The sequence below is a fragment of the Candidatus Palauibacter sp. genome (genome assembly GCF_965213655.1).
GTDB lineage: Bacteria > Gemmatimonadota > Gemmatimonadetes > Palauibacterales > Palauibacteraceae > Palauibacter.
In genome coordinates this window covers 2,798,710-2,825,135 of the sequence record NZ_CBDBZT010000003.1, presented here as the reverse complement: position 1 = coordinate 2,825,135, position 26,426 = coordinate 2,798,710, and the positions used below count along the sequence as shown (strand labels likewise).

The window sequence follows — 26,426 nt, the reverse complement described above, 5'->3', positions numbered from 1 at the left end:
CGGCTGGTGCTCCAGCGCTCCCGAGTGATCAGTAGCGTCCGAGGCGCTCCCGGTAGGAGTGCATCTCCCGCTTCAGGACCGGCGCCAGCAGGTACAGGCCGAGAAGGTTGGGGATCGCGACCACATAGATGACGGCGTCCGAGAGATCGATCAGCGCGCCCAGCTGGACGCTGGCACCCAGTACCACGAAAGCGCAGAAGAACAGCTTGAAGCCGGCTTCCACGGTTCGATTCTCGCCCGTCAGATACGTGAGAGATTTCAGGCCGTAATAGCTCCATGAAATCATCGTGGAGAAGGCGAAGAGCACCGCCGCCACCGAGAGGGGCACGGGCGACCACGAAAGCGTGCTCTCGAAGGCGGTCTTGGTCATCTCGATGCCGGTGATGCCGGCGTCGGCCAGCGACGGATCGTAGACCGTCATAATGATCACCAGCGCCGTCATCGTGCAGATGACCACCGTGTCGATGAACGGCTCCAGCAAGCTGACGAAGCCCTCGGTGGAGGGTTCGTCGGTCTGCACCGCCGAGTGCGCGATGGCGGCGGAACCCAGGCCGGCCTCGTTGGAGAACACGGCCCGCCGGAACCCGAGGATCATCACCCCGATCATGCCGCCCCCGATACTGTCCGGCGAGAACGCGCCTTCCCAGATCTGGACGATGGCGCCGGGAAGCCGGTCGGCGTTCATCCCGATGACGGCCAGCGCCGACAGCACGTAGAGCACGGCCATGAAGGGCACCAGTCTGGAGGTGACCCGGGCGATACTCTTGATGCCGCCGACGATGACCAATGCCACGGCGACGGCCATGAGGACACCCAGCAGCCAGGCCTTGTCGCTGAAGAAGCTGCCTTCGGCGCCCGTGACCTCGATCAGGATGGCGGCCGCCTGGTTGGACTGAAACATGTTGCCGATGCCGAGACAGCCCAGCACCATGGCGGCGGCGTAGAACATCCCCAGGCCGTGACCGATCCGGGGCAGGTTCCGCAGCTCCAGACCGCGCTGCAGATAGTACATCGGGCCGCCGCTGACGGAGCCGTCCGGGTTGGTGTGGCGATATTTCACCGCCAGCGTGCATTCGGCGAACTTGGTGCTCATGCCGAGAAGTCCGGCGATGATCAGCCAGAGCGTGGCTCCGGGCCCGCCCAGCGAGATCGCCACGGCGACCCCCGCGATGTTCCCGATTCCGACCGTACCCGAGACGGCGGTCGCGAGCGCCTGAAAGGGCGTCACCTCGCCCGGCTGCGAGGGATCCGTGTAGCGGCCTCTGACCAGATCGAGCGCGTGCTTGAAGCCCCGTACGTTGATGAAGCCCAGGTACAGGGTGAAGAACACGCCCCCGGCGATGAGCCACGCCACGATCAGCGGAATCTCGGCCCCACCGACCGACACGGAGAAGAAGATGAACTCCGATACTGCGTCGGCGACGGGCCGCATGATCCTGTTGACGAGCTCGTCTACACCCATGGATGGCGTCCTTCAGCGCGAGTGGGAAGTCAGGCGGACGGGCCCCGGCGTGCAAATGCGGGACTCGCGACCCCGCCTACCTGGAGAATACCGACCTGCCCCGCGAGAACGTCTCCAGGATCGGGATGAACTCCAGATTCTCCGGATTCGCGGTGAGCGGGTTCTCGCCCAGGATGACGAGGTCGGCCTGCTTGCCGATCGTGATCGAGCCCTTGGTGTCTTCCTCGAAGTACTGGTAGGCGCCGCCGAGCGTTACGGCGTGCAGCGCCTGCATCACCGTCGGCCGTTGATCCGGGCCGAGGATGTGCCCGCTGCGGGTCTTGCGGTTCACGGTGATCGAGACCAGTCGCATGATGTGCGGCGGGACCACGGGGGCGTCGTTGTGGACGGTGAAGTCCACCCCCCGTTCGAGCGCCCAGCCCACCGGGCTGATGTTGTTGCCCCGCTCCTCCCCGAAGCTGCGCCGGTGCCAGTCGCCCCAGAAAAAGGCGTGCGCCGCGAAAAACGAGGGCACGACGTTCAGCTCGGCGGCGCGGTCCAACTGGTCGGCGCGCATGAGCTGTGCGTGGATGATGACGGAGCGGTGGTCGGGCATGGGATCCATGTCCGCGACGGCCTCGTCCACCCCGTCCATCATGAGGTCCATGGCCGCGTCGCCGTTGGCGTGGACGATGATCGGGATGCCCGCCTTGATCAGCTGGTCCGCCTGGGCCTTGTACTCGCCGGGGTCCATGACGCCGTACGCCACGTAGTCCGGCGGGGTGTTCGGCGGACGCTCTTCGTACGGGATCGTGACCCAGGCCGTGCGCCCCTGGGGGGAGCCGTCCAGCATGAGCTTCACTCCGGCCACCCGGAAGCCGTTCCGGTACTCGCGCGCGTAGGACACGTCCGGAACCGCGTTGGGCGCGGCGCGGTTGCGCACGAAGGCTGCGATGTCCGCCTTGAAGGGCTCCCGGTCGGCGGCCGCCCGGAAGCGTTCGGCTTGGGCCGGGCCGGTCCCGCCGTCCTGGATGGTGGTCGTGCCGTGGCTCAGGTACACGTCGATGGAGCGGCGGATCAGGTCGTCGAGTTCGTCCCGGGACGGGGCGGGTGAACGCTCGATGGCCAGCAATCCGCTGGCGGTTTCCTCCAGCACGCCGTTGGGCTCCATCGAGCCCTCGATGCGGCGCACATGGCCGCCCGGCGGGTCCGGCGTGTCCGCGGTGATGTCGCTGGCCGCGAGCGCGGCGGAATTGGTCGTGGTCAGGTGCCCGGACACATGGGTGAGGACGATGGGGTGCTCGGTCGAGGCGCGGTCGAGATCCTCGCGCGTCGGGTGCCGGCCCTCCTCGAGCAGGGAGTCGTCGTAGCCGCGCCCCGTCACCGGCTCGCCGGGCGGAATGTCGTGCTCGTCGATCCACGCCCGCACCTTGCGCACGATGTCGTCGATGTTCTCGACATCGCCCACCGGCGGCGGGTGCAGCAAGAGAGAGGTCTGGTCGCGGCCCGCACCCAGGAAGTGGCCGTGGGCGTCGATGAAGCCGGGCAGGAGGGCGTTTTCTCCCAGCTCCACCATCCGGGTCGAGGGCCCTTCCAGCGCCATCACTTCGTCCCGCGCGCCCGCCGCCACAATGGTTTCGCCGCGAACCGCGACCGCCTCCACGGTGGGCTGCAGCGGATCCATGGTGACGATGTTGTCGCCGAAGAAGATGGTGTCGACAGGGTCGGCCCCGGGGTTGGGCTCCGGGGCGCAGGCCGTGATGGCGAAGCCAAGGGTGAACGCGAAAGCTGCCGCGGCTTTTCTCAACCTTCTCACGACTCCCTACCACGCCTGCCATGGGGACTATACTACCTTCTCCGGGTTGCATGCGCCCGGGCCGGGGCCACTGGCGACCCCGGTTTTCTTCCGGAACCGTGCCGCTCGCACCGTTGGAGGCTGGACATGCCGAAGAGAACGATGACTCCCTCCGAAGCGCTGGTCGAGACGCTGGTGGCGGAGGGCGTGACGGAAGTGTTCGGGCTGGTGGGATCGGCGTTCATGGACGCCCTGGACCTGTTCCCGGATGCGGGCATTCGCTTCATTTCCGTGGCGCACGAACAGGCGGCCGCGCACGCCGCCGACGGGCTGGCGAGGGTTACGGGAAGGCCCCAAGCCTGCATCGCCCAGAACGGCCCCGGCGCCGCGAACTTCGTCTCCGCGATCGCGGCCGCCTTCTGGGCGCACTCCCCCGTGGTCGCCATCACCCCGGAAACGGGGTCGCTCGGTATCGGCACCGGAGGTTTCCAGGAACTCGACCAGATGCCGATGTTCGAGGCCCAGACCGTGTTCCAGGTGCGCGTCAACCGTCCGGAGCGCATGGGCGAACTGGCACGGCGCTGCTTCTACCGCGCCAAGCTCGAACTCGGCCCCACGCACCTCAACATCCCGAGGGACTACTTCTACGGCGACATCGAGGAGGAGATCTTCGCGACGCCCGCCCTCGGCCCGGGCCGGCCTCCGAAGGGAGACATCGAAGAGGCGGTCCGGATCCTGAGCGGCGCCCGCTATCCGGTCATCGTCTCCGGAGGAGGGGTCGGCCAGGGGGAAGCCCTGGAGGACGTCGTGGCGCTGGCCGAGCATCTGAGCGCGCCGGTGGTCAATACCTACCTGCACAACGACACCTTCCCCTATAGCCACGAACTGGGGTGCGGGCCGATCGGTTACTGCGGGTCGAAGGCCGCCATGCGCACCATCGCCAAGGCCGACGTGGTGCTGGCTCTCGGGACCCGGCTCGGGGTCTTCGGACTGCTGCCCCAGTACGACATGACCTACTGGCCCGAAGACGCCACGCTCATTCAGGTGGACCGGGACGCCAGGCATTGGGGCATGAGCAAGATCCCGTCGCTCTTTTCGGTTGCGGACGTGAAGGAGTATGCCGTCGAGCTGCTCGACGAGTTGAGAAACGCGCTGCCGGATCCGGGACGAAACGAGGTACGCATCGCCGACGTCGCACGGGAGAAGCAGGCCTGGGACGAGGAACTTGAGAACTGGTCTTCGTCCACCAGCGCCCTCATGCACCCCCGGCGCTTCCTCCGGGAACTGACCCGCGCGCTACCCGAGGATGCCGTAGTGAGCACGGACATCGGCAACCCCTGTTCGATCAGCAACGGGTACCTCCGCTTCAACGGCCCCCGGCAGCACCTCGCCGCACTCACATGGGGGAACTGCGGCTTCGCGTACGGCGCCGCGCTGGGCGCCAGGATCGGCAATCCGGAAGCTCCCGTGTTCGCCATTCAAGGGGATGGCGCGTGGGGCATCAGCGGCATGAGCGAGGTGATGACGGCGGTGCGCGAGGACATCCCTGTCATCGCCATCGTCATCAACAACCACGAATGGGGCGCCGAGAAGAAGAACCAGATCGACTTCTACGACAATCGCTTCGTAGGGCACCAACCTGCGCAGCAATCCGGATTTCGCGAAGGTGGCCGAGTCGATGGGCGCACGGGGCTACACGGTCGACGACTACCGCGATGTCCAGGACGTGGTGCGCGACGCCGTGGCGAGTGGCCAGCCGTGCGTCATCAACGCGGTCGTCGAGGGAGGCGCCAACGTGCTCGCGGAGCCCTTCCGCCGCGACGCGCTGGCCATGCCCACGCGTCATCTGGAAAAATACGCACACCTCAGCCTGAGCTAGAGAGAGCCCGGATGTCCGACACCCAGGCGTTGCCGCCGGACTACGATGTCCAAGACATCCTTGAGAAGGACAGGAAGCATCTCTGGCACCACCTGTTTCAGCACAGGATTCTCGAGACCCGGGATCCGCAGGTCTTCGTGGAGGGTCGGGGCGCGCGCGTCCGCGACATCCACGGCAAGGAGTATCTGGACGGGACATCGGGCGGCGTCTGGTGCGTAAACGTCGGCCACGGGCGGGAGAGCATCGCGCGGGTGGTCTACGAGCAACTGACGCGGCTGCCGTATTACGCGGGGGTGGTCGGCACCGTCCCGGCCGCCCGGTATGCGAGCGCGCTGGCCGAGCGGATGCCCGGCCTGGACCGCGTCTACTTCGCCAATAGCGGCTCCGAGGCCAACGAGAAGGCCTTCAAGATGGTGCGCCAGATCGCCCACCTGAACGGGAACCGGAAGTCGAAGGTGCTGTACCGCGACCGCGACTACCACGGCACCACCATCGCCTGCCTGGCTGCCAGCGGCCAGGCGGAGCGCAAGGAGGCCTACGGGCCGTTCCCGGACGGGTTTTCGGGGTTCCCGCACGCGATGTGCTATCGCTGTCCCTTCGACAAGACCTACCCGGAGTGCGACATCGAATGCGCGCGCGCCCTCGAGGACGCCATCGAGGAGGAGGGGCCGGAAACGGTGGGGGGCGTGATCCTCGAGCCGATCACAGCGGGCGGGGGGGTCATTCCTCCGGTCGAGGAATATTTTCCAATCGTCCGCGAGATCTGCGACAGATATGACGTCCTGCTGATCATCGACGAAGTCGTGTGCGGATTCGGGCGCACGGGGACGATGTTCGGGTTCGAGCACTACGACTTCGTGCCGGACATCGTCACGATGGCCAAGGGCATGGCCAGCTCCTACGCTCCGATCTCGGCGGCCGCGGTGCGTAGCGAGGTGTTCGACCGGTTCCTGGGAGATCCGGACGAAAAGTTCCACTACTTCAGGGACATCAGCACCTACGGCGGCTGCACCGTCGGGTTTGTGGCGGCTCTGGAGAACCTGCGCATCATCGAGGAAGAGGATCTGATCGAGAACAGTCGCGTGATGGGGGCCTACCTGCAGGATCGCCTGCGGGAGCTGCTCGACCACGACAACGTCGGCGACGTCCGGGGCAAGGGTCTGTTCGCCGGCGTGGAGCTGGTGGAGGACAAGACGACGAAGGCGCCCGTGAGCGAGGACGTCATGATGGCCGTCGTGGGGAGGGCCGCCGAGGAGGGCGTGCTGGTGGGCAGGACCACGCGGAGCATCCCCGGCCTGAACAACACCGTGACCATCGCTCCGCCGCTCATCGTGACCCGGGCGGACATCGACGAGCTGGTCGAGGCCGTGAAGACGGGTATCGAATACGGCTGCCGGGATCTCTGAATGGACAGGGAAGCCGGCTTCGATATCCGGGAGGACTTCCGGCGCTTCTCGCAGAAGGACGACATCTTCTGCCGCTCGTTCTGGGACCCGGAGGTGCGCACGCACCGCTCGGACATGTTCTACGAGACGTACCGCACGCCGAAGCTGACCTGGCGTTCCGTCGACGGCTTCACCCAGCGTGACTACGCGCTGCGCAACGCGTCATGGCACGTGACGGACATCTTCGCCGAACTGCGTGACGGCGACGACCGTCGCGAGGGCTTTCTGGATCCGTACACCACCGTTCGCGAGGGCCCGGGCAGCACGCTGCCGGTGGAGTCGCCCGAGGAGATGGCGCGCGAGATCAAGCAGGCCGCGAAGACGCTGGGCGCCGATCTGGTGGGGATCACCGGCAACGACGAGCGCTGGCTCTACGCGCATGCCTACAGCCGCGAGACCGAGCACGAGAAACCGCAGGAGATCTCCACCGATCTCGGAACCGTGATCGTGATCGCGCAGTCGATGGACCGGGAACTGTTGAGCACGGCGCCCTCCGCGCTGAGCGGCACCGCGACGGGAGCCACCTACTCCCGGGATACGATCGTGCTGCTGGCGATCGCGCAGTACATCACCAATCTCGGCTACCAGGCCGTGGCCAGCATGAACGACTCGGCGCTGGCCATCCCGCTCGCGATCAAGGCCGGGCTGGGCGAGTACGGGCGCCACGGTCTCCTCATCACCCGCGAGTACGGTCCCCGCGTCCGGCTAGGCAAGGTCTTCACCGACATGCCGCTCGCCCACGACAGGCCCGTCGGATTCGGCGTGAAGGAGACGTGCGACATCTGCCGCGCGTGCACGGCCGGCTGCCCCGCGGGGGCCATCGCCGACGGCGAACCGTCCACCCTGGTCCACAACCGGTCGAACATTCAGGGCATCCGGAAATGGACCACGGATGCCGAGAAATGCTTCCGCTTCTGGGCCAACCAGAACACCGACTGCTCGATCTGCGTGCGCGTCTGTCCCTACAACCGTGACTATCGCGACCGATGGAGTCGCGTGTGGCGATGGCTGGCGGGCACGCGGCTCAGGCGACTCGCGCTCTGGCTGGACCGCACCAGTGGACGCGGCGAGCGCCTGAAGCCGTCCCATTGGTGGACCCCCGCGTGATGGCACGAACCGGCGCTTCCAGCGCGCCAACCTTCAAACGGGAGTCGGTATCCGCTCCACGTTGATCCGGCCGGCATTCTTCATGGCCTGCGCAAGGTCGTAGGCCGACTGAAGGCGATACCAGGTCTCAGCCCCACCTCCAAACGCCTTGTCCAGGCGGATCGCCATTTCGGGAGAGATGCCCGAACGGCCGTTGACGAGTTCGGAAAGCTGCTTTCGGCTGACACCAAGCCTCCGCGCCGCCTCCGTCACAGTGAGCCCCAAGGGCTCCAGACAATCATGGCGCACGGACAGGCCCGGATGCGGCGGGTTCTTCATCGGCATGTCGCGAGTCTCCTAATGGTAGTCGGTCAAACCCACATCCCTGACATCGCGCCCGTCGAAGCGAAACACCACGCGCCAGTTGGCGGACACCTTCACCGCCCAATATCCTGCGCGGTCGCCCTTCAGCGGGTGGAGCCGAAGGCCTGGCAGGTTCATGTCCTCGGGCTTGGCCGCCACGTCCAGGCGAGCAAGGATCCGCTCGACCTTGGCAATCAGGTCCGGGGGAATCCGGCTCCGGTCTCCCTTCTCGAACAAACGCTCGAGGCCTCGGTGGCGAAAGCTACGAATCATTGTATGGGAAGTGTAACGTATCACCTCTCGGGTGACAATATGCCCGACGGTTCGAACAGCACTCCAGGGGCTGCCTACTGCGCAACTCGTCATGGATCAACGAAGGTGCCTTCTGGGAGGGGTTTCACAACGGCTTGCCCAAGTGCCTGACCGGTCAAGCCAACATTAGGCGCACCCTTGGGCTCCGGCACGGATCCGTCGCGCCGGCGTCGGTTTGCGGGTGAGACGCCTGTTGTCTAACGTCGCATGCGAGGTTTTCTCAGTCTGGATCGTGCGTCGCAGGAGAATTCATGTCCACGTTCGTGATGGTTCGCCGTGTCCAGGCATCGGACACCCAGGCGTGCGGACCTCTCGCAGCACTTCCTCCGGAGCAGGTCGCTTGCGGCTAGCCTGATCGCTCAGGCTCCCATCAAACGAAGCGATCTGGTCGTCGAGATCGGGCCGGGCCGCGGCATTCTCACTCGAGCACTGGCGCGTCGATGCCGTGAGGTCGTCGCGGTGGAGTTCGACGGGGCGCTGTCCGAGGCGCTTCGCACGCGCTTCCGAAGTGACGACCGCGTCACGATCGTCAGGTCCGACTTCCTGCGCTTTCGGCTGCCCGACGTCCCCTACAAGGTCCTGGGGAACATCCCGTTCAACCAGACGGCCGCCATCGTCCGGCGGCTTGTCGAGGCCGATTCTCCGCCGCGGGACGCCTGGCTCGTGGTCCAGCGTGAAGCGGCCGAGCGGTTTGCCGGCGCTCCCTGTTCCCGGGAGACTCTGCCCTCGCTGCTGCTCAAGCCGTGGTGGCAGATCGAGATCACGCGGCGCTTTCGCCGGTCCGACTTCGATCCCCCTCCGAGAGTGGACGCGGTCGCGCTCTGGCTCGCCCGTCGAACCAGGCCGCTCGTGGAGCGATTCCAGGCCGCGGACTACCGGCGCTTCATCCGGAGTTGCTTCGGTCGCGACGGCCGCTCGATCAAGCGGTGTCTGCGACCCGAATTCACGTCAACGCAGATCCACCGGCTGGGTCGAGATCTCAGGTTCAATCCTTCCGGGCCACCCCGCGACCTCACCTTCGACCAGTGGCTCGCCTTGTTCAGGTTCCGCAGGCTGACGGGATCTTAAGGCGCCGCCGGCGCTCGACATCGAGAGCCGATCCTGCGGGCCTGAAGGTCTCACCCCAGTTCCTCGAGCTCTCGCATCCCCCTCAGCTCGCTGCCCTGAGGCGTATTAATGGTAAATCAATGAAAAATGTCAATAATAGACAGATAATAATAAATGTGTGCAGTGGACACAAAGAGATAGTTCTCTTAATTAACGAATTGCCGAGCAACTCTCTCAATGTGCCGCGGAGCTACCTCTCATCATTGCCAACACCCTGTCCGCACGACCATGCGATGTTGGCCGGCGGGGACCTGAGTGGGGCCGGTGTTTTCTGGCTTTTCTCGGGTTGTGGGTCGTCGGAAGCTGCTCCGGAGACCAGCCCACCGCTCCGCCGGACCCCGTTCCTCCGGACCCCGTTACTCCGGTTCCCGGTTTTGTCACGGTTTCGCCCGCGACCGTCACCCTGGTTGCGCTGGGCGAGAGCGCGCAGTTCACCGCTCAGGTACGGGACCGGAACGGCAATCCCATGGCCGCAGCGACGGTGACCTGGTCCTCGAGCGCGCCCGCCGCCGTGACCGCGGACTCGAATGGTCTGGTGACAGCGGTCGCCGCCGGCAGCGCCACGATTACTGCCCGGGCCGGCGTGGCCGCGGGAAGCGCGGTTGTGACGGTCCAGCAGGCCCCCGCAACCATCTCACTGGCACCGGATTCACTGACGTTGGAGGGCGTGGGAGACACCGCGACCATCGCGCCACGGATAGCGGACGCCAATGGGCACGCCGTCGAGAGCGTGCAGGTGTCGTGGGTAAGCGGGGACACCACGATGGCCACGGTCGACTCGACCGGTCTCGTGACAGCGGTGTCTACTGGCACGACCGAGGTGACCGCGACAGCGGGCGGACTGGACGCAAGTGCGGCAGTCGTCGTCGAGTTCCGGGCGGTCTCGATCCTGCTGGAGCCATCGGAACTGTCGTTCACCGCGCTGGGCGACACGTTGACGTTGACGGCGACGGCGGTGGATCGAGCCGGGAAGGCGGGCGACGCCTCGATTCTATGGGTGAGCGGTGATACGACGGTGGCGCAGGTGGATTCCGGCGGCTTGGTCACTGCGGCGGGGAATGGCACGACGTCGATTACGGCGGTGGCAGATTCGGTGAGCGCGAGTGCGGCCGTAACAGTCCAGCAGGTGCCGGTGACGCTCACGTTGCTCCCGGAGTCACTGACGCTGGCGGGCGTGGGAGACACGGCGACCGTCATGGCGGCGGTCGCGGACGCCAACGGCCACGAGGTGGCGGGAGCGACGGCGGAGTGGGCGAGCCGCAACGCGTCAGTAGCTACCGTTGACCCGACAGGGCTGGTGACCGCGATTCGACCGGGTTCCACCACGATAACGGCCACGGTGGGCTCGCTCACCGCAGCGGCCGGAGTGGAGGTGTTGATCATCTCCAGCGACAGGGATGTCCTGGAGCACCTGTATCGCACCACAGGCGGGGACGGCTGGCGAGACAACACGAACTGGCTCACCAACGCGCCGCTCTCGGAGTGGGGCGGAGTCGAGACCGACCACAACGGACGCGTGGCTCACCTGGCGCTGCGCGACAACGGTCTGACGGGAAGAATCCCTCGGTCGCTGGGCCTGCTCGACAAACTCTTCATTCTCGATCTGGGCAGCAATTCACTCAGCGGCCGAATCCCGCCGGAGATCGGTGAACTCCAGGTGCTTCGCGATCTGAATCTCAACGCCAACGAACTCTCGGGTCCGCTGCCACCGGAAATGGGCAACATGGCAGGCCTTCGATACCTGACCATTTCAGGCAACAACCTCGCCGGCCCCGTTCCGGAGACCTTCGCCCAGCTCATCCTCACCAACTTCTACGTCGGCGCCACTTACGTGTGTCTGCCGCCGAGGCTTGAGACCTGGTACGAATCGATCGGGGACAGGACTGTCGATCCGCTCCCGTGCATTCCGGCGACCCCTGATCGGAAAGCGCTCGTCGCCCTTTACAATGCTACGGGCGGTCCGGTTTGGAACGGGAACGAGAACTGGCTGACCGACGCGCCTATCAATACATGGTACGGCGTCACGGCCGACAAAGAAGGACACGTTACCGAGTTATACCTCTCAGACAACAACCTGAGCGGCCCACTGCCGCCGGAGATCGGAGACCTGCCCCGCGTCGAGACCCTATGGCTGCACGGAAACGCCCTCACAGGCCCCATCCCGCCGGAAATCGGCAGGCTTGCCCAGGTCGGGTACCTGTCCCTTGCCGACAACCAGTTCGAGGGACCGATTCCAGCGGAGATCGGTGGCCTGGCGAGCGTGGATACCCTGTACTTGTCGATGAACAACCTTTCCGGACCGATTCCTCCAGAAATCGGCGACCTCGATTCGCTGGTGGTGCTCGCCCTGTTCGAGAACCAGCTGACGGGTCCTCTGCCCGCGTCGCTGGGCAACCTCAAGAGACTGGAAGAGTTGGCCCTTCCGGACAACCGAATCGACGGTCCCCTGCCCAGGGAGCTCGGGGACATGGCCTCGCTCGTGTTCTTCTCGCTCTCTCGCAATCAGGTATCGGGTTCACTGCCGCCCGAACTGGGCAAACTGAAGGCCCTGGAGCATTTCTCCGTCAACGACAACCGAATGGTGGGGCCGATCCCGCCGGGACCGGGCCCGAGAGGTCGTTCTGTGCAAGAGAGAGGCTCCTGAGGCTGGTCAAGTTGCCCAGACTCGGCGGGATGGGGCCCGTCAGATCGTTGGACCACAACTCCAGGCCCCGGAGGCCCGCGAGGCTGGCGATCTCCGGCGGGATCGGCCCGGTCAGATCGTTGCCGCCGAAGCGCAAGGTTCTGAGCCCGGCGAGGCGGCCGATCTCGGGCGGGATCGGCCCGGTCAGGTCGTTGTCCTCCAGCCAGAGGTGTTCAAGGGCCGCAAGGTCTCCGATCTCCGCTGGAATCCGGCCCGTCAGGTCGTTGCCCTCCAGCCAGAGGTGTTCAAGGGCCGCAAGGTCTCCGATCTCCGCTGGAATCCGGCCCGTCAGATCGTTGCCCTCCAGCCAGAGGTGTTCAAGGGCCGCAAGGTCTCCGAGTTCGGTGGGGATCGAGCCAGCCAGCTCGTTCCACCCCAGACGCAGGCTCCGAAGTTCCGAGAGCCCTCCGATCTCCGCTGGAATCCGGCCCGTCAGCGCATTTTGGCTGAGGTGCAACTCCGTGAGCCCGGAAAGGCGACCGATCTCAGGCGGGATCCGGCCCGTCAGACCGTTGTTGTAGAGCCAGAGTCTCGAGACGCGACCGTCGGCGCCGACATCGACCCCATACCAGGCGTGGAGTGGCACGTGGCTGAGCCAATGCCGGCTGTTCTTCCAACCCGGACCGTTCGTCTTCTCGTAGAGAAGAGCGAGGATCTCCCGGTCCGTCGATGGGCTGGTCTCGATCGGTATCGGGAGCGGAAGCTCGGTTGGGCCAGCATCCCGGCAAGCCAGTAGTGGCAGCATGAGGACAGCGGCCGTGTGAAACGTGCCGACGCGCATCGGCTACCGGCGGCCGGCGGGCACGAGCCTCACGATGGCGGTCGGCGGGCCGTCCACGTCCCGGGTCTCCCCGTCGATGGCGAGGTAGATGAAGCCGTCCGGGCCCTGGCGGACGTCGCGGATGCGGCCGATCCCCTGCAGGAGCGTCTCCTCGTGCGTCACCTCGCGGCCTTCCATGCGCAGCCGAGCGAGCTGCCGGCCGCTGAGACCGCCGACGAGCATGTCGCCGCGCCACCCAGGGAAGGCGTCGCCCGTGTAGAAGAGCATCCCGGAGACGCCGATGGAGGGGACCCAGATGTGCTCCGGCGGCTCCATTTCCTCCATGAGGGTCCCCGAGTGAATGCGCGAGCCCGTTCGGTAGTTCACGCCGTACCCGACGACGGGCCAGCCGTAGTTGCGGCCGCCCGCGATCAGGTTGAGTTCGTCACCGCCCTGCGGGCCGTGTTCGTTCTGCCACAGGTCTCCGGTCTCGGGATGGACCGCCATCCCCTGGGCGTTGCGGTGGCCCCACGTCCAGATCTCGGGGTGGATCCCTGCCTCGTCCACGAACGGATTGTCCTCGGGGACCCGCCCATCATCGTGGATCCGGATCGTGCTCCCGTTGTGGTTCGTCAGGTCCTGCGCAGGATGCGCCTCCAGGTCACCGGCCGAGGGCCACTGCCGGTCGCCCAGCGTCATGAACAGGTAGCCGTCGTGGTCGAAGACGAGGCGCCCGCCCCACATCGAGCTTCGCTCCGTCCCGTTCCCGGGTGCGTCCGCGTGGAACAGTTCCTCGACATCCGTCAGCCGATCGTTGTCGTACCGGCCGCGGGCGATCGCGATCGTGCCCAGCGAGTCGGGCCCCGGCTTCACGTAGCTCAGATAGAGGAGCCGGTTCGTCTCGAAGTCGGGGTGCAGGATCGCGTCGCGCAGCCCGGCCTGCTCGAAGCCGGCCATGGAGCGGGCGCCGCGGCCCAGCGCCCGGATCGGAGGCAGACCCTCCACGGAATCCGGCAGGAGGACGCCATCGCGGATGATGCGGAGACGGCCGGGCCGCTCGGTCACGAGGAGGTCCCCCTCGGGCGTGAAGGCCATGGCGAACGGGCGCACGAGGCCGTCCGCGACCTCTTCGACCCGGAAATCGTGCAGCGCGGTTCTCACGACGCCGTCATCGTCGCCCGCGGTGTCACGGCCGCCGGGGGCACACGCGGCGAGGGTCAGAAGCGATACGACGAGAAAGCGCGCGTCGCGGTGATGGCTCATGTGGGGATCGTCCGTCCGTGTCAGGGGAGTCATGCCGCCTCTATACTTATGCGTCCCACGGGAGCCTGACAGGAGGTAGACATGCTTCGAGCCCAATCGCTCACATCGATCCCGGCCGCACGCTTCTCCACCCTCGCGATCGCCGCCGCTCTTCTGGCCGGCTGCGCGACGGATGGCGGCGGAGACGCGACCGACGCGGTCGCCTACGAGGGGGCACGCGTGATCACGGGTGACGGTTCGGTCATCGAGTCCGGCGTGTTCGTCGTCGAGAACGGGCAGTTCGCCGGCGTCGGAGCGAGCGGCGAGATGGAAGTGCCGGACGGCGCGGAGCGCGTGGATCTTTCGGGCAAGACGGTCATGCCCGCGATCGTGAACGCGCACATCCACCTCGCCTCCGAGCGCGATGAGAGGATCTCCCAGCTTCAGCACATGGCCTACTACGGGGCGGGGGCCGTCGTCAGCCTCGGCACCGAGAGCGGCACCGTCGGTCTCGACATGCGCGGCGAAGCCGTGGCTGACGCCGCCCGCTCGAAGACGGCGGGCCGCGGGATCACGACCCCGGAGCCCGGCCGCTCCGACGTCCCCTTCTGGATCGAGACGGAGGAGGAGGCGCGGGCGGCGGTGCGCGAACTGGCCGAGCAACAGGTCGACATCGTCAAGATCTGGGTCGACGACCGCGGCGGGCAGTACGAGAGGCTCTCCCCGGCACTGTATGGCCCGATCATCGACGAGGCCCACCAGCACGGGCTCATGGTCACGGCCCACGTCTTCTACCTGGAAGACGCCAAGGGGCTGCTCCGGGCCGGCGTAGACGTCTTCGCCCACGGCGTGCGCGACCTCGACGCGGATGACGAACTCATGAAACTCTGGGCCGAGCGCCCGGAAGTCGTCCTCGTGCCCAACCTCCCGGGCCCGGGCGTGGCGCTCGACCTGAGCTGGCCGGCACCGTGCCCGCCGCGCAACTCGAAGAGATGCAGTCAGCGTCCGTCGACAACGCCGCCGCGCAGGAGTCGTTCGGCATCCAGGCGCGCAACCTGGCCCGCTTCGCCGAGGCGGGCATCAAGATCTCCTTCGGCACGGATGGGAACGCGGCCTGGGCACCGCACCAGGAGATGGAGGACATGGTCCGCTCCGGCATGACGCCGGGCGACGTCATCGTGGCGGCGACGAAGACCTCCGCCGAGCTGATGAACTGGGACGACCTCGGCGAGATCGCGGCGGGCAAGAGCGCCGACTTCATCATCCTCGACGCGAACCCGCTCGACGACATCACGAACACGCGTCAGATCGACGCTGTCTACTTGTGGGGGACGATGGTGGACCGCGAGGGGATCAGCACCAGGATGCTCGCGCCTCGATGATCGAGCTTCACCCCGTAACGCTCGAGGGGCACGGCGTTCGCCTCGAGCCGCTCGGTGTCGAGCACGCCGACGCGCTCGCGGAGGCCGCGTCGGACGGGGAATTGTGGAACCTCTTTTTCACCTTCGTCCCCGCGCCGGACGAGGTGACCGACTACATCGAGACGGCTCTCGAGGGACAGGCCGCCGGCCACATGCTGGCGTGGGTCGTCCGGCTCCTCGACACGGGCGCCGTCATCGGGTCCACGCGCTACCACGACATCCTGCCGCACGTCGACCGTGTCGAGATCGGCTACACGTGGTACGGGTCGAGCCACCAGCGCACGCACGTCAACACGGCCTGCAAGCTCCTGCTCATGACGCACGCGTTCGAGACGGTGGGATGTGGAGTCGTGGGACTGCGCACGGACGGCATGAACCTGCGCTCCCAGCGGGCCATCGAGGCGCTCGGCGCCAAAAAGGACGGCGTCCTGCGCAACCACTCGCTACGCCGCGACGGAAGCGTGCGCGACGACGTGATGTACTCCGTCCTCCTCCACGAATGGCCCGCGATCAAACGGCACCTGGAGACCCGCCTCTGGCGCCACCGCTGAACCGGCACGCCAGAGGCAGGGGTGCCCAGGACACTACATGCCGAGGGGGATGTCGACCTGTGTGTTCTCCCATGAGAAGCGGAGGGCGCCGTCCACCTGCTCGAAGGTCATCGTCTCGACCATCTCCGCGGTCGCCGAGGGCGTGGCCGCGAAGCTGCCCACCTCGGTGCTCTGGACCACGGCGTCGATCGGGATGCCCCAGCGGTCGTATTCCGAATTGACGTGGAACTCCCATTCGGTCTCGCCGGGCGTCGCGTACAGCGAGTAGCTGCCGGCGCCGAGCGCGACGCCCCCCACGGTGGCGGGGGCGGAGAGGTGCAGCGCCGTCGCCTCGTTCGCTCCGAGACGCCAGACCTCACCGTACGGAACCAGCTCCCCCATGACGACGCGCTCGCGGGCCGAGGGGGCGCCGTAGCAGAGGAGTCCTTCACCCCCATCGTACGAGAAGCTCAGTTCCTGGAGCGGGCTCTGCCGACCCTCGACGTCGCCCATGACGACGCAGGCCAGCCCCGGGTCCGCCATTTCGGCCATGGGTTCGGCGGTCTCCGCCATCTCCGCCTCCCCGGTCTCCGATCCTCCACCACACCCCAGGACCAGAAAAACGGCGAGGTACCACGCGCTGCTTCGCTTCATCTCGTCACCTCCAATGTGCCTTCTCCTGGACGTCATTTCGTCCACACCACGATGAGACCGCATCGGGAAGGCGGGAACTCCGCCGGACCCGAGGCCAGTCCCTTGTATATCTCCAGACCCGCGATCTCGCTCGGTCTCACAACGTCGTCGAGTGGGATCCCCCGCGTCGGCAAACCGTCGACGTAGAAGTTCAGCGAACAGGCGCCCGTGACCCCCGACGACAGCCTCGTGTTCACCAGCCTGCAGTCGGTACGCCGGATGTTGCACTGGAGCCGGATGCCCGACTCGTCGGCGACCATGTGCGAGATCTCCACCGGCCGGCGCCGATCGATGTCCTCCGCCGTGTAGTAGGTGCCGGTACCGACGAGTTCGCCCCAGTGCCTGCGCTCGTAGAAGCCCTTGACCTCGAGCCGGCGCGATCTGATCACCGTCGCCACGATCGGTTCCATCTCCACCGGATCGGGGACCATGCCGATCTCCACCTCCGTGGTGAGGCCGGAGGAGACCTCGACCACATAGGTGAGCGGAGCGTACCCGAGGTGCCGCACGTTGAGTTCCTGCATGCCGACGGGAACGCCGCTCAGGACGAAACGCCCCCGGCGGTTGGTCTCGGCCACGCGCAAACGGTCGGGAACGGACACCACGGCGGCCACCACCGGATCATCCGTCACGGCATCGAGTACCTCGCCGACCAGCCGTCCGGTCCTGATCTCCGCCGGGCGCAGCGTGAGCGTGATGTCGTGCGACATCCCGGCGACTATGAGGACGACGGCCTCCTCGCTCGAGACGTCTCCCCACTCGGCCCACAGCGTGGCCTGCTCCGCGTCCTGCGGTGCGCAGAGCACGAGACGTCCGCCGGCTCGGACCTCCTCGCGCAGCGGCCTTCTCGCCCGCTCGGCTTCGGTCCACCGCACGACGACCGCCCCGTTCCGGACCGGTGCCCCGCCGTAGTCGTTCAGGACGGCGATCCGCAGGGTCGCGCGCTCGCCGCAGTCCGGCTGCTGCGCCGAAAGAGCCCCGGCGCCGGCGGCAAGTCCGAACACCGCAACGAAACTCCAGGCAAGTAATCGTGCCGCCGACGTTTGATTCAGGATTCGCGGAACCTCCGAATGGGCCTCCTCAACACTGGGCTACCGGCCACCCGGCATCAAGGGAGAATGAGGAAGCCCACAGAGGCCAGTCCGGCCGCCAGGAGCGCGTAGGGGAGTTGAGTGACGGCATGCTCGACGAGGCCGCAGCCACTGCCCCGCGCCGCCAGCACGGTGGAGTCGCCGTAGAAGCAGGTGTGGCTCCCGAACGCGCTCGCGGAGATGAGGGCGCCGATCACCAGCGGCATCTCCGCCCCCACCGAGTCCGCAAGCGGCAGCACGATGGGGACGGCCACCGCGAAGATTCCCCAGAACGACGCGGTGGCGAACGCGACCAGCGACATGGTGAGGAAGGTCACCGCCGGGAGCAGCCGGGCGGTCATCAGCGGTTCCACGGTTTCGATGAGGTAGGTGGTGAGCCCGAGACCGTCGTTCACTTCCTTGAGGAGGAAGCCGCCGAACACGGTCGCCAGGGGGACGATCATGGTGAGCACTCCGGCCATGGCGGTATCCAGCGCGGCGCGCACCCGCAGCAGCTTCGTGCCCACGACGATGGCGAGGGTGACGCCGAGCGCCACGACGACCCCCTTGAGGATGTCGAGATCGAGCACCCAGGTGGCGGCCACGAGCGTCGCGATCGGGACGACGAAGTGCCACGGGCGCGCGCGTTCGGCCGCGGCCGCATCCGTCTCGCCCTCGAGCTTTGCCTCTTCCGTGCCCGGGGGGACGACCTGCCCCGTCTCCCGGGCGCGCCGCTCCGCTCTCCGCATCGGCCCGAGCGCCGGGATGAGGCCGGTCCCGACGAGGAGCGCGAGGATCACCGCGATCCACGCGTAGAGCATGAACGGAATCGCATCGATGTAGAGCGAGAGGCCGCGGCCCGGTGCCGCCCACCCGGTGTCCTCGAGCAGGCCGGAGAAGTAGGCGGCCCACGTCGAAATCGGGACGAGGATACAGACCGGCGCGGCGGTCGAGTCCACGACGTAGGCGAGCATCTCCCTCGACACGCGAAACCGGTCCGTGAAGCGCTTCACGGACGAGCTGACCGCGAGCACGTTGAGGTAGTCGTCGATGAAGACGGCGAGCCCGAGGAGCCATGTCACGGCCAGCGAGCCGCTGCGCGTCCGGATGCGCGCCGACGCCGCCTCCCCGAAGCGGCCTGCCGCGCCCACCCGCACAAGCAGGGTGATGAGGCTGCCGAAGAGCGCGCAGACGAGGATGATCCAGCCCACCGTCTCGTTCTGCATGACCGCGACCATGCCGTCCGTGAACGCGGTGAGCGGGTCCCGGGGCGCGAGGATCACGAACCCGACCAGCGCCCCGGCGATCAGGGACTCCACGGGCCGGCGCGTCGAGACGGCGACCCCCAGCACGACCGCCGTCGGTATCAGGCTCACGATGCCGAAATGCTCCAGCGGCGACTCCCTTCCGAGATTCCCGCCCCCGGCGGCGGTTCAGCGGACCGTGCCAGCGTTAGAGGCGGACCTCGTCGCCGACGCGAACGATGCCCGGCCCGTCCACCTCACACTTCACGCCGACGTTCCCCTCGTTGTGGTCGAAGGCGGCGCGCAGCACCCGCGGGTCCTTCGGCAGATCTCCCAGCGGAAGCGTGACCATGACGCAGCGCATGCACGGTTTCGTCACCCGCAGGCGCGCCCCGCCGATCCGCAGGTTGCCGCCCACCCACTCGTTCTCGACAAAGCCGCGCGCCCCGTCGACGGGTTCGATCACGAGGTTGGGCCGGAAGCGGCTCACATGAAAATCGCTCCCCGGAACGAGCCCCCGCAGATGGTCGAGGCTCGCGGTCGTCAGCGCGTGGAGGCCGGAACTGTCGAAGAAGGTCCCGGGCGGCAGTTCCCACTCCGTGATCTCGTCGCGGTAGGTCCGCCCGTCCTGGACCAGTCCGTCCATGTCCGGCCAGTGGTACTCGCACGTCGCGCTCCCGGCCGCCTCCGTCGCGAACGCAACCTCCCGGCCCAGGAGCGCGCTCAGCCGGGCCTCCAACCCCTCGCGGCCGGCGCTGGACAGCGTCGTCCCGTCCTCGAATCGGACGTGGATCGACCCGCCTCCATTCTCCCGTTCGAAGCTCGCGGAGAGGCCGTACACGGCTCCCCACAGGCGCGGCCGTTTTGCGCTCACCACGCGTCCGGTCTCGCGATCCACCAGCGCGCCGGCACGATCTCCCTCCATCCCGCGCGCCGTGATCCGAGCCGTATCGAGGCGTTCTCCCCCCATCGACTTCACGGGATATCGGTGGAGACTCGCCACACGCCCCACCACCTCGCCGCGGGGCCCCTGCGCGCCGTCCATGGCCGGGTGGGCGCTCACCGCACGAGCGACGAGAGATAGGCGAGGCCGGTCCCGCCGAGCAGGACGAGTCCCACCCAGGTCAGCGTCACCATGCCGCGGCCGGGCTGGTGCTCCAGCGGCACCGCCTCCGACGTCACCGCCCGGAGGTTGAAGTAGCCGAGGATGGGCGCGGTGAGGAACGCCACCGTCGTCGCGAAGTCCACCATCGCGGTCAGGCTGCCGGAAAAGCCGAGGATGATGAAGAAGGCGATGAAGGGGAGCGTGATCATGCTCCACCAGTAGACGGGCCCCACGCGGGTCACCGCCTCGGCCGCGACATAGCCCGACAGGTTCGCCAGCGTGCGCTCGATCGCGCGCGGGAAGCCGTCCGTGACCGCCAGCAGGCTCGAGAAGATCGTCGCCATCGCCGCCACGAGCACGATGGGACGGGACCACGAGCCCAGCGTGGTGCTGTACATGTCGACGAGTTGCGTGGAGAACACGGCCCCCGCGTCGCTGAGCGTGACATCCGCCTGATAGAGGACGGTGGCTCCCACGGACACGAAGATGAGGGCGAGGATCCCGGTGCCGACGAAGCCCACCAGGAAGTCGCGTCTCGCATCAGCGACCGATGTCCGCGCGCCCGTCGTCTTGTCCTTGGCCAGCGTCCACAGGCTGCTCCAAACCGCAACATCGACGGGCGACGGCATCCACCCGATGAGGGCGAGGAGGAAGGCGAAGGGGACGACGGTGCCGACGACATCGCCCGGCCACAGGGCCAGCGTCGAGAAGTCGGCCCGGGGCGCCGCCACCACCGCGGTCGCGATGGTCGAGAGGACCAGCATCGCGAGCAGGATCTTGATCGTGATGTCGAGACCGCGGAAGCGTCCCACGACGAGCACCACGACGCAGGCGGCCATGAGCACGGCCGCCGTTGCCGCGAGCGGCCACTCCGCGCCGAAGGCGTAGCGCGTGAGAAAGGCCATGAACATCGCGAGCGCCGCGAGCGAGATGATCGCGGTCACGAGGGTGATGGCGAGAAAGAGCCACAGCGCCCAGGTGCCGATGTCGCGGTAGCCCTCGACCAGGCTCCGCCTCGTAGCGGCCGCGTAGCGCGCCCCGTACTCGAAGAAGGGATACTTGAGGATGAGCGCGAAGATGATCACGCCGACGAAGGCAAACCCCGCCTCCGCCCCCGCGCGCGTGGATTGCACGAGATGGGAGACGCCGATGGACGTCGCGGCCCAGATGAGCCCGGGACCGAAGCTCCTCCAGAAGCTGGAGCGGGAACGCGCGGCGGGTTCGCTCATGGATCCTCTCCGGGGGGGTCCGTGGGTTGCGGGCCATGTGGGCAGGGTTGGCCGCGTCTGAGGATGGCCCTCCCCCGCTGCATGGTGCAACGCCGCGCGGATGGTGCAATAGTGAGTCGCCGTCCGCTTTGTTTCTCGAACCCCGGAGAAGTGTCCGTGCTATCCACGCTCGCGCTCGCCGCGCTAATTCAGGCGCCCGCCGTGGCGCAGGAACTGTCACCAGGTACTCGTTACGACCCGGATATCCCGACGCTCGAAGAGGTGGCGGGACACGGCTTCACGGAGGCCGTTACCCCTCCGGACGACGTGATCCGCTACATGGAGGCGCTCGCCGACGCGGCCCCGGAGCGGACCCATCTCATACGGTACGCCGAGAGCTGGGAGGGGCGGCCGCTCGTCGTGCTCGTCATCGGCTCGCCGGAGCGCATGGCGCGGCTTGACGAGGTGAAGGCGGGGATCGAGCGCCTCGCCGACCCGCGAGGCCTTTCGGCTGCGGAGGCCGAGGCGTTGCTGGCCGAACTCCCGGTCGTCACCGCGCTCATGCACGGGATCCACGGCGACGAGATCAGTTCCAGCGGCGCCGCGATGGCCGAAGCCTACCATCTGCTCGCGGCGATGGGGGATCCCGACGTCGATCTCATCCTCTCGGAGTCGCTCGTCCTCATCGATCCCATGGAGAACCCAGACGGACGGAACCGCTTCGTGTACCAGAACTCGGTCGCGGGGGCGCGCTGGCCGGACGAGGCCCGGGTCTCCGCCGAGCACGACCCGCCGTGGCCGGGCGGCCGCGGGAACCACTACCTGTTCGACCTCAACCGGGATCTCTTCATCCAGAGCCAGGTCGAAACGCGCGGGAAGGTGGACATCTTCCTCGAATTCCGGCCCCACATCGTGGCGGACCTGCACGAGATGGGAGGGGACGCGACCTATTTCTTCCCCCCCACCGCACCACCCTCCAACCCCTGGTTCGGCGAGCGGCAGGTCGCGCTCATGGACCTGTTCGGGGAGGCGATCGCGGCGCGCTTCGACGCACGCGGGTTCGCGTACTTCAACCGGGACGTGTACGACCTCTTCTATCCCGGCTACGTGGACATGTGGCCCATGGGCCACGGCGCGCTGGGCATGACGTACGAACAGGCGGGCGCCGGGGGACTCAGGCTTCGGCAGTCGAATGACGACCTGCTCACGTACGGCGATGGCGTGCTGCACCACTTCACGGCGGCGATCGAGACCGCTCTCACGGCTGCCCGGAACCGGGACAAGATCCTGCGGGACTACCTCGCCTTCCTGCGCGAGGGGACCGCGCTCGGAGAGCGGGGCCCGGCCGAGATCGTGCTCCATTCCGCGCACGATCCGGGGATGGCGGAGCGGCTCGCCCTCATGCTCGTCGAGAACGGGATGGAGGTGTTTCGCGCCTCCGGGCCGGTGACGGTCGGAGACCGGACGCTGCCCGCCGGTTCGAGCTTCATCGTGCCGCTCGATCAGCCCGCGCACCGATTCATCCGCAACCTCCTCGACGCGCACGTGCCGATGGAGGAGGACTTCGTGCGGCGACAGATCGAACGCCGGGCGAACCGGCAGCCGGACGAGATCTACGACCTGACGGCGTGGAGCCAGCCGCTGCTGTGGGACGTGGAGGCGATCGAGACGTCCCCGACGGGGGCCCGAGGAGCCGCGGTGACCGCCGAGGAGGCCGCGGCGCGCCCCGAGGTAAGCGGTGGCGGTGCTGGCGGCGGCGGTCGGGGCGGTGCCGGCGACGCCTCGGCGGCGCCCCTCCCCGAGGCGCTCGTCGGCTACCTGATCCCGTGGGGCACGAACGGGGCCGCCACGGTGGCCGAAGCGCTGCGGGAGGGCGTTCGCGTACGTGCCGCGGGTGCGGAGTTCACGCTGGACGGCCGCCGCTACGGCGTCGGCACGGCGATTGTGCGGGTGGCCGAGAACGACGGGGACGTGCGTAGTCGCCTGGCCGGTATCGCGGCCCGGCACCGCGCCGAGGTCGTCCCCATTGACGACGCGTACGTGCGCGAGGGGATGTCGCTCGGCAGCCGACGCGTCCGGGCCCTGCGCGAGCCGCGCGTGCTCCTTGTGTACGACGCCCCCGGCCGGGGCTATTCCGTGGGCTGGGCCCGTTACGTCCTCGAGCGGCGCTACGGGCAGCGCACGACGGCCGTGCGCGCCTCCAGCCTCGGCCGCGCGCGGCTGGCGGACTACGATGTGGTCGTCTTCCCCAGCGGCAACTACGGGGGCGTCGTGGGCGACGGGATGCTGGACCGCCTTCAGGCGTGGATGCGCGATGGCGGCACGCTGGTCACGATGGCCGAGTCCTCGCGCTGGGCTTCGCGGGCCGGCCTCCTCGCGACCGAGCCGGAGCGCCGGGGCGGCCGCGCCGAGGGCGACGACCCGCCGGAGCCCGGCACGCCCGAGCAGCCGATCGAATACCTCGATGCGATCTCTCCGGAAGACGAGTCTCCGGAGGGGGTGCCCGGCGCGATCCTGCGCACGCTGCTCGACACGGAGCACTGGCTCACCGCCGGCACCGATGGGGAGATCGGCGTCCTCGTCGAGGGTTCCCGCGTCTTCCGTCCCATCACGCTCGACGAGGGCACGAACGTGGGCCGCTACGCCGACCTCGATAGCCTCGTGCTGAGCGGCATCGTGTGGGAGGAGTCGCGTCCGCAACTGGCGAACAAGGCCTTCCTCATCCACCAGCCTGTGGGGCGCGGCCAGGTCGTGGCCTTCGCCGAGGACCCGAACTACCGCGCGTACAGCGAGGCGACGCAGCTTCTATTCATGAACGCCGTCCTCCTCGGACCGGGCCGATAGTCCGAACTGTTGCAATACGCGAAACGCCCCGTCCGAACCGAAGCTCGAGCGGGGCGTGCGCAGGCTGCACCGGAACCCGGCACCCGGCGCAGGGGCCGGGTGCTCCAGATGCTCCGTCGGTCAGGAGCCTCCGTCGTCCGATACGGCGCGCGTGTCGCCGTCGTCGTGCGTCCCGAAGCGCTCGAACCAGGTGCGCAGGAAGAGCTGCGTGCGCAGGAAGTTCGACGGCGTGCTGCTCGTCCCGTGCCACTCGTTGCGGAAGCGGATCATCGCCGTCGGCACACGCTCCATCTTGAGCGCCTGGTAGTACTCCTCCGTCTGGGGCATCGGCGTCCGCAGGTCCATCTCCCCCGTCATCAGCATCGTCGGCGTCGTCACGTTGCCCACATACATGAGCGGCGAGCGGCGCAGGTGCTCCGAGGGGTCGTCCCACGGGAAATGCTCGAAGTTCCGGTACCAGCCGGGCCCGTCCGTCGTCCCCACGAAGGAGAGCCAGTTCGTGACCGGGCAGTTGGCCGAGGCCGCGCGGAAGCGGTCGGTGTGGCCCACGACCCATGAGGTGAGCACGCCGCCGCCGGAGCAGCCGTAAACGAACATGTTGTCCTCGTCCACGTAGCCGCGGCCGATAACCTCGTCGACACCCGCCATCAGGTCGTCGAAGTCCTGCGACGGATAGGCGTTCTTGATCGCGTTCCCGAAGTCGGTGCCGTAGCCGGAGCTGCCGCGCGGGTTGGTGTAGACGACCACGTAGCCGTTCGCGGCGTGCTCCTGCCAGCCGAAGTTGAATCCGGTGTTGTACATGCCGTGCGGCCCGCCGTGAATCGACAGGATGAGTGGGTACTTCTTCGACGGGTCGAAGTCGGGCGGCTTCACGATCCAGCCCTGAATGTCCCAATCGTTCACAGACTTGTACCAGATCTCCTCGACCTCGCCGAGCGTGACCCCCGCCAGCACATCCGCGTTCACATCCGTAAGCGGCATGAGGTTGCCGCCGTCGTCGAGATCGAACGACACCACGTCGCCGGGGCCGTGGGGCGTGGTCAACGTGCCGACCGCATCCCCGTCTTCGGTGAACGAACTCAGGCTCAGGAGGTGGTTGCCGGTCGTGACCTGCGTCACGCCCCCGTCCACGGATGCGAAGTGCAGGTGCCGCGTGCCTTCACGGTTCACGTTGAAGTAGACCCCGCTCCCGTCCGGGGCCCACATGAGCTGCGGGCTCCCGCGCAGACCACGGTCGAAGTCGCCGGAGATCTGCCGCACGCCCGAACCGTCGGGGTTCATCACGTAGAGGTGGGAGTTGCGGTACGTGTCGTCGTTCCAGTCTTGCCCCGAGTAGGCGACGAGGCTGCCGTCGGGTGAGGGATAGGCGCCGCCGTCCGGCCCGTGGCGCGTCGTGATCTGCCGGATCGCGCCCGAGCCGACGTCCACCGCGTAGATCTCGGACTCGCGCCAGTTGTACTCGGAGTCCTCCTCCCGCAGAGAGGAGAAGTAGATCTCGCTCCCGTCCGGACTCCACTGGGGATTGCCGTGGTTCCACATGCCGTCGGTGAGCTGCCGCGGCGTGCCGCCGTCGGCGGGCACGACGAAGATGTGGGAATGGCCCTGGTCGACGTACCCGCGGCGGTCCTGACGATAGTCCATGCGGGTGACGATCTTCGGGCCTTCCGTCCACTTCGCGCCGTCCGGACGGCTCGGCAGGTCGATCGGCCAGCTCTCCTCGTCCTCCACCAGCATCGTGAACGCGATGTGGGTGCCGTCCGGCGACCAGCGCAGGCTGCCGGGGGAGTGCTCCAGCCGCGTGACCTGGGTCCTCGCCCCCTCCGCGTCCATCCAGCGCACGAAGATCTGCGAGCCCTCCGGGTCACCGGATGCGGTGTAGGCGATGCGGGTGCCGTCCGGAGACCAGATGGCCCCGGACCCGTCGATCAGCTCGCGCTTGCGGGTGCCGTCGGCGTTCATGATGTACAGCGTGGACTCCCAGCGGTCGTTGAGCTGGTCGATCCAGCCGCGCGTGTAGACGACGTGGCGACCGTCCGGGGAGATCTGGGGGTTCGAGACCCGTTCCCAGTCCATGTACATGTCGAGGGAGAGGGTCTTCATCCCGTCGCCGTTCTGGGCCGAGACGGGCGCCAGACCGACGAAGAGGAGAAGAAACAGGCTCGCGGAAACGAAGCGGGCGGCACGATACATGATGACCT

Annotated in this window: 20 protein-coding genes and 1 pseudogene; 9 read left to right on the top strand and 12 right to left on the bottom strand. The window is 67.5% G+C overall.

Annotated features, from left to right (window positions below; translation table 11 throughout):
- Positions 1-28 precede the first annotated feature (28 nt).
- Positions 29-1,462, bottom strand: coding sequence for an alanine/glycine:cation symporter family protein (locus ACOOGH_RS14655; RefSeq protein ID WP_420449620.1), 1,434 nt, complete (start codon positions 1,460-1,462; stop codon positions 29-31).
- A gap of 76 nt (positions 1,463-1,538) precedes the next feature.
- On the bottom strand, positions 1,539-3,248 hold the full coding sequence (locus tag ACOOGH_RS14650; protein ID WP_420449619.1) for an amidohydrolase: 1,710 nt from the start codon (positions 3,246-3,248) through the stop codon (positions 1,539-1,541).
- A gap of 135 nt (positions 3,249-3,383) precedes the next feature.
- On the opposite strand from ACOOGH_RS14650, the pseudogene xsc reads away from it, so the two are divergent.
- The 3 genes and pseudogenes from xsc (at position 3,384) to ACOOGH_RS14635 (ending at position 7,667) form a co-directional block, all read left to right on the top strand.
- A pseudogene (xsc, locus tag ACOOGH_RS14645) lies at positions 3,384-5,115 on the top strand (sulfoacetaldehyde acetyltransferase).
- 11 nt (positions 5,116-5,126) lie between these two features.
- The gene (locus ACOOGH_RS14640) at positions 5,127-6,521 is read left to right on the top strand and encodes an aspartate aminotransferase family protein (RefSeq protein WP_420449618.1); all 1,395 of its coding nucleotides are present in this window, start codon (positions 5,127-5,129) and stop codon (positions 6,519-6,521) included.
- On the top strand, positions 6,522-7,667 hold the full coding sequence (locus tag ACOOGH_RS14635) for a 4Fe-4S double cluster binding domain-containing protein (protein WP_420449617.1): 1,146 nt from the start codon (positions 6,522-6,524) through the stop codon (positions 7,665-7,667).
- 33 nt (positions 7,668-7,700) lie between these two features.
- On the opposite strand, the gene ACOOGH_RS14630 is transcribed toward ACOOGH_RS14635, so the two are convergent.
- Both ACOOGH_RS14630 and ACOOGH_RS14625 read right to left on the bottom strand, forming a co-directional pair.
- Positions 7,701-7,991, bottom strand: a complete 291-nt coding sequence (locus tag ACOOGH_RS14630; RefSeq protein ID WP_420449616.1) for a HigA family addiction module antitoxin — start codon at positions 7,989-7,991, stop codon at positions 7,701-7,703.
- 12 nt (positions 7,992-8,003) lie between these two features.
- Positions 8,004-8,282, bottom strand: coding sequence for a type II toxin-antitoxin system RelE/ParE family toxin (locus tag ACOOGH_RS14625; RefSeq protein WP_420449615.1), 279 nt, complete (start codon positions 8,280-8,282; stop codon positions 8,004-8,006).
- Between the two features lie 315 nt (positions 8,283-8,597).
- On the opposite strand from ACOOGH_RS14625, the gene erm reads away from it, so the two are divergent.
- Positions 8,598-9,389: a 23S ribosomal RNA methyltransferase Erm gene (gene erm, locus ACOOGH_RS14620; RefSeq protein WP_420449614.1), complete on the top strand. Its 792-nt coding sequence runs from the start codon at positions 8,598-8,600 to the stop codon at positions 9,387-9,389.
- A 325-nt stretch (positions 9,390-9,714) separates the two neighbouring features.
- The gene (locus tag ACOOGH_RS14615; protein ID WP_420449613.1) at positions 9,715-12,072 is read left to right on the top strand and encodes an Ig-like domain-containing protein; all 2,358 of its coding nucleotides are present in this window, start codon (positions 9,715-9,717) and stop codon (positions 12,070-12,072) included.
- On the opposite strand, the gene ACOOGH_RS14610 is transcribed toward ACOOGH_RS14615, so the two are convergent.
- Complete coding sequence (locus ACOOGH_RS14610) at positions 11,993-12,892, bottom strand: hypothetical protein (protein WP_420449612.1); 900 nt, start codon at positions 12,890-12,892, stop codon at positions 11,993-11,995. The genes ACOOGH_RS14615 and ACOOGH_RS14610 overlap by 80 nt on opposite strands.
- Before the next feature lie 3 nt (positions 12,893-12,895).
- The gene (locus tag ACOOGH_RS14605) at positions 12,896-14,167 is read right to left on the bottom strand and encodes a PQQ-dependent sugar dehydrogenase (RefSeq protein WP_420449611.1); all 1,272 of its coding nucleotides are present in this window, start codon (positions 14,165-14,167) and stop codon (positions 12,896-12,898) included.
- Positions 14,168-14,215: 48 nt separating this feature from the next.
- Here ACOOGH_RS14605 and ACOOGH_RS14600 point away from each other — a divergent pair, with 48 nt between their 5' ends.
- The 3 genes from ACOOGH_RS14600 to ACOOGH_RS14590 are packed head-to-tail and all read left to right on the top strand — an operon-like array spanning position 14,216 to position 16,085.
- Positions 14,216-15,274 carry an amidohydrolase family protein gene (locus ACOOGH_RS14600; protein ID WP_420449610.1) on the top strand — a complete coding sequence of 353 codons (1,059 nt, stop codon included), beginning with the start codon at positions 14,216-14,218 and terminating at the stop codon, positions 15,272-15,274.
- The gene (locus ACOOGH_RS14595; protein ID WP_420450141.1) at positions 15,169-15,495 is read left to right on the top strand and encodes an amidohydrolase family protein; all 327 of its coding nucleotides are present in this window, start codon (positions 15,169-15,171) and stop codon (positions 15,493-15,495) included. The genes ACOOGH_RS14600 and ACOOGH_RS14595 overlap by 106 nt, the downstream gene beginning before the upstream one ends.
- Positions 15,492-16,085: a GNAT family N-acetyltransferase gene (locus ACOOGH_RS14590; RefSeq protein WP_420449609.1), complete on the top strand. Its 594-nt coding sequence runs from the start codon at positions 15,492-15,494 to the stop codon at positions 16,083-16,085. The genes ACOOGH_RS14595 and ACOOGH_RS14590 overlap by 4 nt, the downstream gene beginning before the upstream one ends.
- A gap of 33 nt (positions 16,086-16,118) precedes the next feature.
- Here ACOOGH_RS14590 and ACOOGH_RS14585 read toward each other — a convergent pair whose 3' ends face one another.
- From ACOOGH_RS14585 to ACOOGH_RS14565, 5 genes are all read right to left on the bottom strand, one after another.
- Positions 16,119-16,718 (bottom strand): DUF2911 domain-containing protein, encoded by a 600-nt coding sequence (locus ACOOGH_RS14585; protein WP_420449608.1) that lies wholly within the window; start codon positions 16,716-16,718, stop codon positions 16,119-16,121.
- Between the two features lie 32 nt (positions 16,719-16,750).
- Positions 16,751-17,761, bottom strand: coding sequence for a carboxypeptidase regulatory-like domain-containing protein (locus tag ACOOGH_RS14580; RefSeq protein ID WP_420449607.1), 1,011 nt, complete (start codon positions 17,759-17,761; stop codon positions 16,751-16,753).
- 104 nt (positions 17,762-17,865) lie between these two features.
- Positions 17,866-19,203 (bottom strand): Na+/H+ antiporter NhaC family protein, encoded by a 1,338-nt coding sequence (locus ACOOGH_RS14575; RefSeq protein ID WP_420449606.1) that lies wholly within the window; start codon positions 19,201-19,203, stop codon positions 17,866-17,868.
- Positions 19,204-19,279: 76 nt separating this feature from the next.
- Positions 19,280-20,134 carry an MOSC domain-containing protein gene (locus ACOOGH_RS14570; RefSeq protein ID WP_420449605.1) on the bottom strand — a complete coding sequence of 285 codons (855 nt, stop codon included), beginning with the start codon at positions 20,132-20,134 and terminating at the stop codon, positions 19,280-19,282.
- Positions 20,131-21,405, bottom strand: coding sequence for an NRAMP family divalent metal transporter (locus ACOOGH_RS14565; protein ID WP_420449604.1), 1,275 nt, complete (start codon positions 21,403-21,405; stop codon positions 20,131-20,133). The genes ACOOGH_RS14570 and ACOOGH_RS14565 overlap by 4 nt, the downstream gene beginning before the upstream one ends.
- A gap of 156 nt (positions 21,406-21,561) precedes the next feature.
- Between ACOOGH_RS14565 and ACOOGH_RS14560 the strand changes: the two genes are divergently transcribed.
- Entirely contained in the window at positions 21,562-24,228 is a 2,667-nt protein-coding gene (locus ACOOGH_RS14560) for a M14 family zinc carboxypeptidase (protein WP_420449603.1), read from the top strand.
- A gap of 120 nt (positions 24,229-24,348) precedes the next feature.
- Here ACOOGH_RS14560 and ACOOGH_RS14555 read toward each other — a convergent pair whose 3' ends face one another.
- Positions 24,349-26,418, bottom strand: a complete 2,070-nt coding sequence (locus tag ACOOGH_RS14555; RefSeq protein WP_420449602.1) for a S9 family peptidase — start codon at positions 26,416-26,418, stop codon at positions 24,349-24,351.
- Positions 26,419-26,426 lie beyond the last annotated feature (8 nt).

Bases quoted from the DNA above. Each gene is read 5' to 3' on its own strand.
- ACOOGH_RS14655 (WP_420449620.1), bottom strand. From the start codon at position 1,462: ATGGGTGTAGACGAGCTCGTCAACAGGATCATGCGGCCCGTCGCCGAC.
- ACOOGH_RS14640 (WP_420449618.1), top strand. From the start codon at position 5,127: ATGTCCGACACCCAGGCGTTGCCGCCGGACTACGATGTCCAAGACATC.
- ACOOGH_RS14635 (WP_420449617.1), top strand. From the start codon at position 6,522: ATGGACAGGGAAGCCGGCTTCGATATCCGGGAGGACTTCCGGCGCTTC.
- ACOOGH_RS14630 (WP_420449616.1), bottom strand. From the start codon at position 7,991: ATGCCGATGAAGAACCCGCCGCATCCGGGCCTGTCCGTGCGCCATGAT.
- ACOOGH_RS14625 (WP_420449615.1), bottom strand. From the start codon at position 8,282: ATGATTCGTAGCTTTCGCCACCGAGGCCTCGAGCGTTTGTTCGAGAAG.
- ACOOGH_RS14610 (WP_420449612.1), bottom strand. From the start codon at position 12,892: ATGCGCGTCGGCACGTTTCACACGGCCGCTGTCCTCATGCTGCCACTA.
- ACOOGH_RS14605 (WP_420449611.1), bottom strand. From the start codon at position 14,167: ATGACTCCCCTGACACGGACGGACGATCCCCACATGAGCCATCACCGC.
- ACOOGH_RS14600 (WP_420449610.1), top strand. From the start codon at position 14,216: ATGCTTCGAGCCCAATCGCTCACATCGATCCCGGCCGCACGCTTCTCC.
- ACOOGH_RS14590 (WP_420449609.1), top strand. From the start codon at position 15,492: ATGATCGAGCTTCACCCCGTAACGCTCGAGGGGCACGGCGTTCGCCTC.
- ACOOGH_RS14585 (WP_420449608.1), bottom strand. From the start codon at position 16,718: ATGAAGCGAAGCAGCGCGTGGTACCTCGCCGTTTTTCTGGTCCTGGGG.
- ACOOGH_RS14565 (WP_420449604.1), bottom strand. From the start codon at position 21,405: ATGAGCGAACCCGCCGCGCGTTCCCGCTCCAGCTTCTGGAGGAGCTTC.
- ACOOGH_RS14555 (WP_420449602.1), bottom strand. From the start codon at position 26,418: ATGTATCGTGCCGCCCGCTTCGTTTCCGCGAGCCTGTTTCTTCTCCTC.